Here is a 13805-nt window from a genome sequence, read left to right on the forward strand (position 1 = left end):
GCCCCATGGCAGCGGCATGACAGTTTGATGGCAAAGAGGGGAGCCGGTTAACCGGCTCCCCTCTTTGGTCATGGCGGTGACGATGGCCGGTTTAGCCGCGCCAGGCGGAAGTCAGACGCACCAGCTCCACTAGGGTGGTGACCGCTTTTTCCATGGATTGCAGCGGGATGAACTCGTGCTTGCCGTGGAAATTGTGGCCGCCGGTAAACAGGTTGGGGCAGGGCAGCCCCATGAAGGAGAGCCGTGCGCCGTCGGTACCGCCGCGAATGGGCTTGATCCTCGGGGTGACGTCGGCGGCCTGCATGGCGGCCTTGGCCAGCTCGACGATGTGCATGTGCGGCTCGATCTGGCTGCGCATATTGCGATAGCTGTCGGTCAGGGTGAGCTCGATGCGCGCCCTGGGCGCCTCCAGCTGCAGCGAGGCGACCCGCTCCTTGAGCTGGGCCTTGCGGGCGGCGAAGCCCTCGTCGTCGAAGTCGCGGATGATGTAGTGCAGGCTGGTCTCTTCCACTGTGCCGTTCATCTGGGCCAGGTGGAAGAAGCCCTGATAGCCGTCGGTCGCCTCCGGGGTCTCGTCGGCGGGCATGGCGGCGTGGAAGCGGGCGGCCAGGGTCTGGCTGTTGATCATGCAGCCCTTGGCGGTGCCGGGGTGCACGTTGTTGCCGATAAAGCGCACGGTGGCGCCGGCGGCGTTGAAGTTCTCGTATTCGAGCTCACCGAGCTCGCCGCCGTCTACCGTATAGGCCCATTTGGCCGGGAAGCGGTCCAGCGGGAAGCGGTCGGCGCCGCGACCTATCTCCTCGTCCGGGGTAAAGCCGAGCCAGACATCGCCACGGGGGATCTCGGGGTGGGCCAGCAGGTGGTCGATGGCGGTGAGGATCTCGGCGATGCCCGCCTTGTCATCGGCCCCCAGCAGGGTGCTGCCGTCGGTGGTGATGAGATCCTGTCCCAGATAGTTTTTCAGGAAGCGGTAATCGCGGATGGCCAGTACCTCATCCCCCTTGCCCAGACAGATGTCGCCGCCCTGATAGTTTTCGATGATCTGGGGCACCACGTGCGCCGCCTCGTAGTCGGCGGTATCCATATGGGCGATGAGGCCGATGGCCGGCGCGTCCGGCTGGTTGCCCGGCAGGCAGGCGGTGAGGTAGCCGTATTGGTCCAGGGTGACCCGGCTCAGTCCCATCTGCTGCATCTCGTCGCACAGGGCGCGGGCGAAGACCAGCTGTCCCTCGCTGCTGGGGCAGGCGGGATTGGTCGCATCGGAGCGGGTATGAAAAGTCACGTAACGCAGAAAACGCTCAAGCAAGGTATCCATTGGCAAGCCTCGTACCGGTGGGGAGGGGCCATTGTGGCCAATCTGGCGGCGCGGCTTTTTGCGTCAGCGCAGTTTTTGCCGCATTTTTTGGCGAAGATCTGGCTGTAAACGTGTAAGGTGGTTCAGGCTGTGGTTGTTGATATCAAGCGCAGCATAAAATATCCAATTGCTGACATTTTTAAGCGGCTTGTGATGTGGCTCGGCAGGCGTTCATTACTTATGGTGTCGGGGGCGACAACGGATGGCGCAAACCGGCGTTATTTTCAGGGTGGAAAAGAGGGGGTGGGCAGACTTCTTCCCCCGCTTGCCAGGCCTGCTGGCAGCAAGATTTGATCGCCTTATTAAAAGCAGTTTTTGAACACTATTTTTTATTGTCACCGCTGGCGGTAAGTGTGTACACTCCGCGCCGATCCAAGGGCAACCCTGAGCAGGCAGAGGCCGCCAGACTCCCGGAAGATCAGACGCCTATAGGGCGAGGCACGCAGCAACGACAGACACTGCTAGGGTATGGTTTCTTTAATACCGGTTAGGCTCCGGTATCAGGGAGAACAACGGACACTCAATGTCCAGCTGACCGAGTGAGCCAACGGCTCATCATCTTCCCTTGTCATGGGCGGTCACTGGTGCTGAGCTGGCTGTGGTGGTTGTTGTCGTCTATCAACACGCACGCGTGCTGACGCCTTCGCTTCTCTTCCTTGAAGCCTTCCCTTGCTGTCGTGATGGCTGCCGAATGATGAACGGACCGCGTGGCTGATGCTGTCCGTCATCAAAGTACCGCGGCGCTGTTAGCACAGCACCGCATACCGTTGAGCTTGATGTAAAGCCACCAGCCCCACATCAAGACTCGTTACTTCCCCAAGATCCACCAGGCAGCCTAGGCTTGCCGCGATGTGCAAGGGATGTGACGGAAGGGCCCGAGTCAACCCGCCGCGTAGTGCGCGCAGGTTGCAGAAGTCGCCCTTCCCGAGCCGGCAGGCCGCCTCGGCGCGCCGCACCTTGTCATCGATGGTCTGGATGTGATTGAGGGTAACGAAGGCGGCCACCGGCCGCTCATTTGCGAGGCATAGCCCATGACTAACTGGTCCAGCAAGGACTCCTTGAAGGTCTACAACGTTCCCTACTGGGGTGCGGGTTTTTTCAACATCAATGACGCCGGTCATGTGACCGTCGCTCCCGACAAATCACGCCCTGATACACAGATCGTGCTCTCCGACGCCATCGAACAGTTGCGTCAATCCGGGCTGACCACTCCGGTACTGCTGCGTTTCCCCGACATCCTCAAGAGTCGAGTCGATGCGCTGTTCAACGCCTTCGGTCAGGCCATCGAGAAGTCAGGCTATGAAGGGGACTATCTGTGCGTTTACCCGATCAAGGTAAACCAGCAGCGTCGCGTCATCGAGACCATCAGCCAGTCCTACAGCGACAAGCCCCGGCTTGGCCTGGAAGCTGGTTCCAAACCGGAACTGCTGGCCGTGCTGTCCCATCACCATGAGCAAGGCTCGGTGATCGTCTGCAACGGTTACAAAGACCGCGAATATATCCGCCATGCCCTCTTGGGCAACCTGATGGGCCACAAGGTCTACATCGTGGTGGAGAAGCCCTCCGAGCTGGAAATGGTGCTGGACGAGTCAGCTCGCCTCAACATCAAGCCCAACATCGGGGTGCGTGCCAAGCTCGCTTCCACCGGCTCCGGCATGTGGGAATCGAGCGGCGGCTCCATGTCCAAATTCGGTCTGTCCGCCTCCCAGATCCTGGCGCTGATCGAGCGTCTGCGCGGCCTGGGTAAGCTGGACTGCCTGCAACTGCTGCACTTCCATCTGGGTTCCCAGATCGCCAACATCCGCGACATCCAGGGCGGCATCCGCGAGTGCGGCCGTTTCTACGCCGAACTGCGTCGCCTCGGTGCCAACATCGAAGTGGTTGACGTGGGCGGCGGCCTGGGGGTGGACTACGAGGGAACCCGTTCCCAGAGCCACTGCTCCGCCAACTACAGCCTCTCCGAGTACGCCAACAACGTGGTGTGGGGCATCGGCGATGTCTGCCGCGAGTTCGACCTGCCGCACCCGACCATCATCAGCGAGTCCGGCCGTGCCCTGACCGCTCACCACGCCGTGCTGGTCACCAACATCATTGGTGCCGAAGGGGTGGAGATGAACGACATCAGCGCACCGGACGAGGATGCGCCCACCATTCTGCAGAACATGTGGAAAGGGTGGCTGGATCTGCGCGGCGAAGATCCCTCCCTGCTGGAGATCTTCCACGACTCGGTGGCTGACCTCGGTGACGTCAATACCCAGTACACCATGGGTCTGCTCAACCTCGAGCAACGCGCCTGGGCCGAGATGCTGCACCAGAACACCTGTCTGGCGCTCAAAGAGATGCTCAACCCGGTCAACCGCAACCACCGCGCGCTGGCTGACGAGCTCTCCGAGAAACTGGCTGACAAGTGCTTTGCCAACTTCTCCCTGTTCCAGTCCCTGCCGGATGCCTGGGGTATCGGTCAGGTGTTCCCGGTGATGCCGCTGGCCGGCCTCGAGCGTCCGCTCACCCGCCGCGGCATCCTGATGGACATCACCTGTGACTCCGACGGTCAGGTCGAGCACTACGTCGACGGTCTGGGTGTGGAAAGCACCCTGCCGATGCCGGTGTATGGCGAGAACGAAGAGTGCCACGTCGGCTTCTTCCTGGTGGGTGCCTATCAGGAGATCCTCGGCGATCTGCACAACCTGTTCGGTGACACCCACTGCGCAGAAGTGTGGCTGGACGAGGAAGGCAAGATGGACATCCGCAACGTGGTGCGCGGCGACACCGTCGACCAGCTGCTGCGTTACGTCAACATCGACCCGTCCGTCATTCGCGAGAACTATCAGCGGATCGTCTCCCACCCGGCGCTGGACGACGCGACCCGCAAGGCCCTGCTCGACGAGCTGGAGCTGGGTCTGCAAGGCTACGCCTACCTGGAAGACGAATAAGCCCAAGGCTTGTTCACCCGCCCCGCGAGACCACGTGGCGCGGAGATAAAAAAACGGCGCCTGCGGGCGCCGTTTTTGTTGCGCACGATCCGCCGCAGCAGGCGCCGGCGGGGTGAATCTTGCGCTTTGTGTGGCTGATGGATGAGGGTGTTGGGCCGCAGATTCGGCAGATATCCGGGGCGGCCGTCGCTTCCCTTGATCTGCATCAAGTTTGCAGCGGCCGGGTTATCTTACGGTCAGAGTGATGTTGAAGGGATGTAACAAAAGGATGTGCGTATGGAACTTGAAAGGGACCCGAGATGCTATACCGACGTCTGTATCGACGGTAAGTGGTGTCACTACGATCATTGCAGCACCCACGTCTACATGCTGATGGGGGGCGCCGCGCCGAGCCTGCAGCTCGCTTATGAGCCCAGCAGCGAGGAGGAGCTTATCGAGATGCTCCGCCAGCTCGCCCGCTGCTGAACTACATTGCCAGCATTGCCTGCGGCCATCGGCAGCTTGCCGATGGCCGCACTTCATTTATCAGCTCAATTGCTCCGCTTCTGCCCCTGCAGTGCCTTGCCGAGCGCCTGCACGGCGATGGCCGCGGCGTAACCGGCGTCCGACTTGCCTATCTCATCGGCTACGTAGAGGAAGTTGGAGCTATACTTCTCCACCGCCTCGCGCGGGTTGGCCGCGTCGATGAAATCCTCTTCCACCTCGAACCCCTGCGCCAGCAGCGCCGCTTTCTCGGGCAGGAAGGTGGGGGAGGCCATGTCGATAAAGGTGTACTGCTGCCGGTTGGAGGCCGGGATAGAGAAAAACTGGTACTTCGCCATTTGCGATACCTCGCTTGAACTTGTGTGTCGTGATGCGAGCTTCCTATCGTCGAACTCTTGTCGAACTGCCTCTCGGGCGTCGAACTGATCCCCGGGCCTGTGGCAGGCAAAAAGGTAATGTTCGAGTCTTGTTGTGGCTGAAGAATACCCCGCTTTCTCCTCATCGCACAATGGATCGTCGATACTTTTTTCGCCAAGAAAACAATGCGGCCCGGCCGCCTGAATTTGCAAAAAAAAGCCAGCCCGGCAAGGGGCTGGCGTGGGTGACGGGCGCCGGCTCAGAGCACGAAGCTTTGCACCATGGTACGCAGCTGCTCGGTGAGCTGGTGGATCTGGCGGGCGGCATCACGGGCGGCGTTGGCAACCTGCAGCGCCTCGTCGCTGCCATCGGAGATGCGCACCACGTTGCGCTCTATTTCGTTGACCACGGCCCCCTGCTGCTCGATGGCGCTGGCGATGACCGAGTTGGTGTCGACCATGCTGCCCACCCGTTCGGTGATGGCACCAAAGGCCTGCTGGGCCTCCTGGGCCAGACCGACCCCCTCCTGCGCCTCACGGCTGGCGGCGGACATGGCGCTGACCGAGGCGCGGGCGCCAGTTTGCAACTGCTCGATCATCTGCTGGATCTCGACCGTGGCCCCCTGGGTGCGGTTGGCCAGCGAGCGCACCTCGTCGGCCACCACCGCGAAGCCGCGCCCCTGCTCACCGGCGCGGGCCGCCTCGATGGCGGCGTTGAGCGCCAGCAGGTTGGTCTGCTCGGCGATGCCGCGGATCACCCCGATGACGCCACCAATCTGGCTGCACTGTTGCTCCAGCTGGCCGATGGTCTCGGCGGTGCGTAGCACCTCGCGGTTGATGTGGTCGATGGCCTTGATGGTACGCTCGACCACCGCCTCGCCTTGGCCCACCACGGCCTGCGCCTCCTGGGTCATGCGGGCGGCCTGCTGGGCATTGCCTGCCATGTCGTGGGAGGTGGCGGCCAGCTCCTTGATGGCGGTGGCCACCTGATGGGTCTCCCCTTGCTGATCGGCGATCACCTCCTGGGAGCGGCAGGTCCGCGCTTCGATTTCTGTGGCACTCTCCACCACGCTGACGCCGTTCTCCCGCATCCGCAGCATCAGGGTGCGCAGGGTCTGCAGGGTCACGTTGTAATCCCGGCTGATGGCCGCCAGCTCATCCTGGCCGACGATCTCGATCTGCTGGCCGAGATCCTGGGCGTTGACCCGGGCGGCGATCTCCCGCACCCGGCCCACGGTGGCGCGCAAGGAGAGGTAGGCGCCAATCATCAGGTAGAGATAGACCAGCAGGATGGCGGTCAGCGGCCCGGTCACCCACCAGAAGTGGTGTTGGTTGGCGGTCATGCGCTGATGCAGATCCGCCTCCAGCCGCTGACGCACCTGACCGGCCAGTGCCGTGATGGCGGTATCCAGCCCATCCCCCAGCGCCAGCACCTCCTTGCTGGAGAGCTGCACCTGCTGGTCTTTCATCATCTTGTTTTCCAGGGTGTCGACCCCCTGATGGGCCTGCTGCAGCAGGGCGTCGGTCTGCTGGCCCAGTTCGCTGCGATAGACGGGGGCCATTTCATAGAGCAGGGTCAGGTCGGCCTCCAGCTCCTGCAGGGTGGCGTTGATGAGGTCGAGGCGAAAGCGCAGCGCGCTATACCCTTGCGCCTGAAACAGGCCGAAGTCGGCGATGGTGGCGGCCCGATCCCGCACCTGGGCCAGCAGATCGCGCAGCTGCGGCAGCCGCTCGCTGGCGAGCACCACCATGTAGTAGGTGCCGAGCGCGGGATCCTGAACCAGGCTGCTGGCGGCGGTGATGCTCTTGTAGAGGTGGCGTACCTCGGTCAGCAGCTTGTCGTGGCGCAGGTTGCTCTGATCCACCTCGAGCCCCAGCGCCTCGCTTTGCAGGCTGGACCACTCCTGGGCGAGGGTATCGAACACGGGGTTTTGCTGTTTGGTGGCGGCAAAGGCGGCCAGGCTTGCATCGACGGCCCGGGCCGCAGCCTTGACCTCCTCTTCGCCGACCGGGTTCTGCTCATAGCCGTGCCGGGTGACCAGGTTGCGATGGGTCAGCAGGGCCTGTTCGATGGCGGGCAGCGGCGCCAGCTTGACCACGCCGGCCAGCTCCTTGCGGGCCTGGGCGTTGTCGTCCTGCAGCCGACCCAGCAGGTTGGTCATGCTGTAGGCCAGCGGCAGCAGCATCAGACAGGACCAGAGCAAAAACTTGTACTTGAAGGAGAGCTGATTGCCGAGCCGGATGGCGGGCGTGAATATCCATTTCATATGAAGCCTCGGGCCCCGACGGGGCGTGTAGCGGGATGGCTGGATATTACTCCTCGCCGGGTGGCTCGGCTGGGGGCGGGGTGGAAGTTGTGATCCCCTTGGCTTTTTCCCGTGGCGAGGGGGCTGAATGGGTCAGAAAAACGGGCCGCCCCCAGGGTGGCCCGTTGCCGATGGGAGAAGGTCGCGTCTCAGTTGAACGCCAGGAAGGGCGAGACGCAGAGCAGCAGGCCGGTGACGATGATGATGTAGAGGGAGACCCCCTTGTACTTGTGCAGCGCCGGCACCTGATAGACCAGATAGGCCGGGATGAGGCACCCCACCATGCCGAAGATGGGGCTGCAGATGGAGGTGAAGCTCAGCACTGGGGCGTTGAGCACGATAGCCCCCCAGGAGAGCAGCACGGTGAACAGCATGATGCCCTTGCCCACCAGCCCCTTGTTGATGCGATCTTCCGGCATCACCCGGCGCAGCAGGTTCATCGCCAGCCCCTGGCAGGCCTCGCGAAAGCCCAGATAGACGCCGAAGTAGGCGGTCATCACCGCGAAGATGTTGAGGGTGAGGCTGAGCAGCTTGAGGGTCTGGCCCGGCATGCCCTGGGCCACCATGGCCAGCGCCGAGATGTTCTCCTCGGAAGCCTTGACCGCCTGCTCGTGGCCCATGGCCAGAGTGAAGGAGACGGCGTAGAAGAACACCACCACGAACAGGATGCCGAAGGCGATGTTCATGGCGCGCATCGCCTTGAAGCGGGCCACTTCCAGGGACTTTTCCCGCGAGCGGTAGGAGATCACCATGGGGCTCAGGCTCTGGATGAAGAGAATGGAGGTGAGGGTGAAGGGGAGCATGACGATGGCATCCTTCAGCCAGTCACCGCTGGCCGGCATGGCGGTGATGTTGGCGGCATCCCACTTGCTCACCATCATCAGGCCGAGCACCGCCACTACGCTGATCTTGGTCAGCACCATGAAAGTGGAGATCTTGAACAGCAGGTTCTCGCCGCGCGACGCCAGCGCCACCAGGGCGCAGATCAACACCAGGCCGTAGAAGGGATTCTCGGAGAGCAGTTGCTGGGTGACCCCGAAGCTTTGCAGGAAGGAGGCGCTGTCATTGGTGATGGCGGTGGAGTAGACGAACACCCAGATCACCAGCATCACGAAGTAGAGGGCACCAAGCAGCACGCCCCAGTTCTTGCCAAGGTAACCGCTGATGACGCTGGGGTAGTCCTTGCACTCGGGCGAGGTGGCCAAGGTATTGATGAAGAGGCGCTGGAACATGTACATGGCCGGGTAGCCGATCACTGCCGACAGCAGAAACACCCACAAGCCCATCAGTCCTACCTGCACCGGCAGGAAGACGATCCCCGCCCCGATGGCCATGCCGATGCTCATGATGACCCAGCCCCAGTCGGTGCTGTCAAAACGAACCGCTTCTTTCCATTCCAGCGTGCCCATCACGGGCCGGGTGAGTGTCGTACTGTGCGCGTCCATAAAATACCTTGTTTTTGTAGGGGTAAAAATCAGGCGCAAATATAGTTGAATAAAAAGCGGCAAAACAATGCTTTTTATCGCTCTTCTACCTAAAGAGGGAGACAGATCACGCTTTCAATTTGCGCCTGCTACCGAATTTATCGCTGTTTTTGCAGGTTTTAGTTGAATGGAATGCCTAATAAGCAAATAATGTTGAACAAGACGAGACTATTGATTGCAAAAATAATTGCATTTTAAGGAGTGGCGATATGAAAAAGATCATAGTGGCGGATGCCGCACCCGATGCCATCGGTCCCTACAGCCATGGCACTGCCTATGGCGACCTCATCTTTACCTCCGGCCAGCTGCCGGTGTGCAAACAGCAGGGCGGCGTGGTGGAAGGGGGCATCGAAGCCCAGAGCCGTCAGGCGCTGGAGAACCTCAAGCATGTCTTGGAGGCCGCCGGCGGCAGCCTGGATACCGTGCTCAAGACCACCTGCTATCTCGCCGAGATCAGTGATTTTGTCGCGTTCAACGAGGTTTATAAACGCTATTTCCTGAAAGATTGCCCGGCCCGCAGCTGCTTTGCGGTGAAGGATCTGCCGATGGGTGTCAGGGTGGAAGTGGAAGCGATCGCTCACATCGCTGGTTAATGTTGATAGAAAGGGTGTTCTGATGAAGCAAGCGTGGCAGCAGTATCTGCAGATTATTCAACAGGTTGTCAAACCGGCGCTGGGTTGTACCGAGCCCATCGCCGCCGCTTATGCCGCCGCCGTCGCCGCTCGGCAACTTGGCTGCAAGCCCGTCCGGCTGGAGGTTGTGGTCTCGGACAACCTCTACAAGAACTCCATGGGGGTCTATGTGCCGGGCACCGGCAAGATCGGGCTGGCCATTGCCGCCGCCGCCGGCGCCATCGGCGGCAACGCCGAGGCCGGGCTGGAGGTGCTGGCCGCCATCACGCCGGCCCAGGTCGCAGAGGCGCAGGAGCTGATCGATGCAGGCCAGGTGCAGGTGAGCCGCACCTCGGCCCCCGAGTTCATCTATTGTCGGGTCCGGCTACTGGGCCTTGATGCAGAGGGCACCGAGCACAGCGCCGAGGTGACCCTGTGCGGTGGCCATACCCGCATCGTCGAGCAGCGCCGCAATGATGAAGTGACCTTCACGGCCGAGCAGGGCCAGGGTGGCGCCACCGGTGCCATTTGCGATGGGGTCGACATCAGCATCGCCGCCATTTATGAGTTCGCCACCCAGGTGGAGTTCGAGCAGATCCGCTTTATCCTGCAGGCCTCCGAGCTCAACAGCAAACTCTCCGACGAGGGGATGAACAACCCCTACGGCCTCGAAATTGGCCGCACCATGCAGCAGAACATCCAGGCCGGCCTCATCGGCGAGGACGTGATGAACCGCATCGTGATGCGCACCGCGGCGGCCTCCGATGCCCGCATGGGGGGGCCAGCCTGCCGGCCATGAGCAACTTTGGCAGCGGCAACCAGGGCATCGCCGCCACCATCCCGGTGGTGGTGATCGCCGAGCGTTTCGGTGCCAGCGAAGAACAACTGGCCCGCGCCCTCATCATGAGCCACCTGGGGGCCATCTACATCAAGTCCCACTATCCGCCGCTGTCGGCCTTTTGCGGCAACACGGTGACCAGCGCGGCGGCCGCCATGGCGATGGTCTATCTGGCGGGCGGCAGTTTCGAGCAATCCTGCCACGCCATTCAGAACGTGCTGAGCGACAGCGCCGGCATGGTGTGCGATGGCGCCAAGGCCTCCTGCGCCATGAAGGTGAGCACCTCCTCCGGGGCGGCGGTACGCGGCTTCCTGATGGCGCTCAACAGCCACGGGGTATCGGGGCAGGGGATCGTGGCGGGCAACGTGGAGCAGACCATTCGCAACGTGGGCCAGATGGTCAAAGACGGCATGTCTGCCACAGACAGCACCATTATTGATATCATGTCCGCCTGAGTGTCCCTGTCGGCTGCCGCCCTTGTCCGGGTCGGCGGCCCTTTTATAAGGTTTCAATGTGAAGCTGCAAGAGCTGAGTCCGACCGATTTCGAGATCCTCAAGGCGATGGAGATCATCGTGGACGGCATCGCCGCCATGTATGGTCAGCACACCGAGGTGCTGCTGCACAGCCTGGATGCGCGCAATCCGTCGATCATCAAGATTGCCAACGGCCATATCACGGGGCGCAGCGTCGGTGCCCCCATCACCAACCTGGCGATGATGAAACTCAAGAGCGGGCAGGATATCTCCAGCCCCTACATGACCAAGTGCGCCACCGGCAAGACGCTGCGCTCGCTCACCACCGTTATTCGCAATGGTGAAGGGCAGGCCATCGGTCTGCTCTGCATCAACACCGACATGGATGCCCCGCTGCAATCCGTGCTGCGCACCATGATGCCGGAGTGCCTGCACGGCCACGATGGTCATGCCACCCCGGAGGTGTTTGCTCGCAACATCGACGAGGCCCTCAACAGCACCATCGACACCGTCAGTGCCGAGGTGCGTGGCAATGAGGCGGTGCCCCCGTCCCAGAAGACCCGGGTCATGGTCAACCAGCTGCACGAGCTCGGCATCTTCGAGCTCAAAGACAGCGCCCAGATAGCGGCCCGCCAGCTCGGCATCTCGGTTCACTCCATCTACCGCTATCTGCGGGAGATCAAGAAGGGCTGAGCACGGCGCCAGCCAGCATTAACGGGTCAGCATTGACCCGTTTTGTTTTTTCCGCCCCCCGCCTGCGCCTTGGCTGCCCCGGCACATCTGTTATCATGCCTCTTCAGTTTTTGTTATCTCATTGAACCTGCTGGAGAAACCATGTCCCGTACCCTCTATCTGCTGCGCCACGGCCAGACCCGTTACAACGCCGAACTGCGGCTGCAGGGGCGCTGCAACTCCGAACTGACCGCCAAGGGTGAAGCCCAGGCCCTCGCCATGGGGGCCCGTCTGGCCAAGCTACTGGCCGAGCCTGCCGACTGGACCCTTTACGCCAGCCCCCTCGGCCGGGCGCGCCAGACCGCGGAGCGGGTATGCCAGCAACTTGGCCTGGACCAAGCGCGTATCGTCTGGGACGAGCGGCTGGTGGAGCTGGGGATGGGGGAGTGGGAGAGTCGCCGGGTGCCCGAGTTGCTGGCGGCCCACCCCGAGCTCGATCTGGAACAGCCAGACTGGTATCTGCAAGCCCCCGCGGGGGAGAGTTTTCAGAGCATTCAAGGCCGGGCCCTGAGCTGGCTGCAGGATGAGCGTATCGCTGAGCGCGCCATCGTAGTCTCTCACGGCCTGTTTGGCGCCATGTTGCGCGGTGCCTATGCGGACTTGGACTACACCACCACCTGGCTGCAGGAGCTGCCGCAAGATGCCTTCTTCAAACTGAGCGGTGGCCGCATCGAGCGGATCCCCTGCTGACCCCAAAACAGCTCGCCATCGGCGAGCCGTTTTTTTATGAGCGAAGCAGGCGCGTTATTCTCGCACCAGCCTGGGCAGCGCCTGGTAAAGGGCCTCACGCTTTTGTGCCTGGTTGACGCCATAGTGCAGCTCACGGTGGCAATTAGGGCAGAGCGCCACCGTGTTGCTAATGGTATCCGAACCCCCTTCGGCGAGTGTGCGCAGATGATGCACCTCTAAGAAGGCGTCCCCTGTGGTGGCATGAAAAGGGGCCGGTTGTGCGCAGCTTTCGCAGTGGCCCGCCGCCGTCATCAATACCCAAGCCTTCACCTTTGGATCCCGCCCATAGCTAGGGTTGGCTCCATAACGCTGCTGTGGTTCTTGGATGCCGATGGGCGTGGGGAGTGTTGGCTTGCTCTTGTAGCGGCTCACTTGATGCTCAAAGGCGGCCTTGCCGGTATAAGGTTGGCCATCGAGTTCACAGAGCAGGCGCTCTATGATGGGGGCATTGTGGGGGCCCACGTTTTTAGCCGGCTTGAGACCTGATACCCAGGTCCGTCCTAGCAGGGCGCAGATATAGGAGATGTTCTGCATTCGATACTCGAATGCCTTCTCGGTGCGGCCAAACTGGTTAGCGAGTTCGGTGTAATAGCGCTTTTTGACGAAGGGGACGCCATTTTGCTCCATGGTGCGCATCGCCAGATAGGCGCTGACCGTTGCCCTTAGTTCCTCTTCTGTCCATGTCCCGCGCAAAACTGGCTCCTCAGCCCTGTTTCTCGGTCGCCTCAAGCCCCGATTTGATCGGGATGGCCCCATCCGAGTTACCTGATATGGCGCGCATCTTAATCCAATCGACACCTTATTTCAGCTGTGTTGGCACAATAATGTGTGTATCATCAAGCAATTAGCTGATAGTAAGCAGTAGGCTAGAGTGGGTCCTTTCGTTGAGGACTGAGAGTAGGGGAGTTACAAACGTCAATTCACCCAGGTCAACCACAAGGAGGTGGTGATGGATCCGGTTTCTTATCTTTTCTCGGCTTATCTCAACCTGGTACAGCAGCAGGTATCGGATATTTATGGCACTGAGCTCAAATCGCTGGTGGTGGAGTATGAGGGGGAACAAATCCCCTTTGCCTTCCAGTTTTGGCAGTTGCAGCCGAAAAGCGTCTGCCGCAGTTACGAGCAGGATGCACGGCGCTTCAGCCAATGCACCGTCAAGGCGGCAGCGCTATTTAGCAAGCTGTGCGATCAGTTGTCCCACCAGGACGACAGCAACGCGCAGCAGCCTCAGTATCGCGCCATGTATTGCGCAGCTTCCGTTAACTACCGCCCCATGATCGCCGACATTCGTGAGAGCAAACCGGATGCGGCCCGGCAGGCTGAGCGCGCCTGCAATCAAGCCATTCTGGCCGCGATGGACAGTGATGATGACACCCTGCTGTCCCAGCGTGATCAGGCGTGTCGCACCCAACAGTGAAGGTCAACGCCACCTTCACTTAGCTAGCGGCTCTGCTCGGCCATCTTTGCGCCATTCAGCACAGATGCTGGGTGTGTGCTTGGGTATG

General features: G+C 61.3%; 12 protein-coding genes and 1 pseudogene. 7 read left to right on the forward strand and 6 right to left on the reverse strand.

Features of this window, described 5'->3' with window-relative positions:
* Positions 1-91: 91 nt before the first annotated feature.
* Positions 92-1315 (reverse strand): peptidase T, encoded by a 1224-nt coding sequence (pepT, locus tag ACPDZI_RS07710; protein ID WP_438834288.1) that lies wholly within the window; start codon positions 1313-1315, stop codon positions 92-94.
* Between the two features lie 785 nt (positions 1316-2100).
* A complete protein-coding gene (locus tag ACPDZI_RS07715; protein ID WP_139329065.1) occupies positions 2101-2358 on the reverse strand; it encodes a hypothetical protein in 258 nt (85 codons plus the stop codon).
* Between the two features lie 27 nt (positions 2359-2385).
* Between ACPDZI_RS07715 and speA the strand changes: the two genes are divergently transcribed.
* Positions 2386-4287 (forward strand): biosynthetic arginine decarboxylase, encoded by a 1902-nt coding sequence (gene speA / locus ACPDZI_RS07720; RefSeq protein WP_438834289.1) that lies wholly within the window; start codon positions 2386-2388, stop codon positions 4285-4287.
* 276 nt (positions 4288-4563) lie between these two features.
* Positions 4564-4752 carry a hypothetical protein gene (locus ACPDZI_RS07725; protein ID WP_438834290.1) on the forward strand — a complete coding sequence of 63 codons (189 nt, stop codon included), beginning with the start codon at positions 4564-4566 and terminating at the stop codon, positions 4750-4752.
* 65 nt (positions 4753-4817) lie between these two features.
* Here ACPDZI_RS07725 and ACPDZI_RS07730 read toward each other — a convergent pair whose 3' ends face one another.
* The 3 genes from ACPDZI_RS07730 to ACPDZI_RS07740 all read right to left on the reverse strand — a co-directional run bounded on the left by ACPDZI_RS07730 (position 4818) and on the right by ACPDZI_RS07740 (position 8877).
* On the reverse strand, positions 4818-5108 hold the full coding sequence (locus tag ACPDZI_RS07730) for a hypothetical protein (protein WP_411636465.1): 291 nt from the start codon (positions 5106-5108) through the stop codon (positions 4818-4820).
* A 278-nt stretch (positions 5109-5386) separates the two neighbouring features.
* A complete protein-coding gene (locus ACPDZI_RS07735; RefSeq protein WP_323945575.1) occupies positions 5387-7393 on the reverse strand; it encodes a methyl-accepting chemotaxis protein in 2007 nt (668 codons plus the stop codon).
* Between the two features lie 188 nt (positions 7394-7581).
* Positions 7582-8877 (reverse strand): aromatic amino acid transport family protein, encoded by a 1296-nt coding sequence (locus ACPDZI_RS07740; RefSeq protein WP_029303410.1) that lies wholly within the window; start codon positions 8875-8877, stop codon positions 7582-7584.
* Positions 8878-9125: 248 nt separating this feature from the next.
* Between ACPDZI_RS07740 and ACPDZI_RS07745 the strand changes: the two genes are divergently transcribed.
* The 4 genes and pseudogenes from ACPDZI_RS07745 (at position 9126) to ACPDZI_RS07760 (ending at position 12261) form a co-directional block, all read left to right on the forward strand.
* Positions 9126-9509 carry a Rid family detoxifying hydrolase gene (locus tag ACPDZI_RS07745; protein ID WP_438834291.1) on the forward strand — a complete coding sequence of 128 codons (384 nt, stop codon included), beginning with the start codon at positions 9126-9128 and terminating at the stop codon, positions 9507-9509.
* 22 nt (positions 9510-9531) lie between these two features.
* Positions 9532-10820: pseudogene (locus ACPDZI_RS07750) on the forward strand (serine dehydratase subunit alpha family protein).
* A 58-nt stretch (positions 10821-10878) separates the two neighbouring features.
* The gene (locus tag ACPDZI_RS07755) at positions 10879-11532 is read left to right on the forward strand and encodes a helix-turn-helix transcriptional regulator (protein ID WP_017779224.1); all 654 of its coding nucleotides are present in this window, start codon (positions 10879-10881) and stop codon (positions 11530-11532) included.
* Between the two features lie 141 nt (positions 11533-11673).
* The gene (locus ACPDZI_RS07760; protein ID WP_024943748.1) at positions 11674-12261 is read left to right on the forward strand and encodes a histidine phosphatase family protein; all 588 of its coding nucleotides are present in this window, start codon (positions 11674-11676) and stop codon (positions 12259-12261) included.
* Positions 12262-12315: 54 nt separating this feature from the next.
* On the opposite strand, the gene ACPDZI_RS07765 is transcribed toward ACPDZI_RS07760, so the two are convergent.
* Positions 12316-12993, reverse strand: a complete 678-nt coding sequence (locus ACPDZI_RS07765; RefSeq protein ID WP_373881198.1) for an HNH endonuclease — start codon at positions 12991-12993, stop codon at positions 12316-12318.
* Positions 12994-13249: 256 nt separating this feature from the next.
* On the opposite strand from ACPDZI_RS07765, the gene ACPDZI_RS07770 reads away from it, so the two are divergent.
* On the forward strand, positions 13250-13717 hold the full coding sequence (locus ACPDZI_RS07770) for a hypothetical protein (protein WP_323945583.1): 468 nt from the start codon (positions 13250-13252) through the stop codon (positions 13715-13717).
* Positions 13718-13805 lie beyond the last annotated feature (88 nt).

The organism is Aeromonas oralensis, assembly GCF_049665575.1.
GTDB lineage: Bacteria > Pseudomonadota > Gammaproteobacteria > Enterobacterales > Aeromonadaceae > Aeromonas > Aeromonas hydrophila.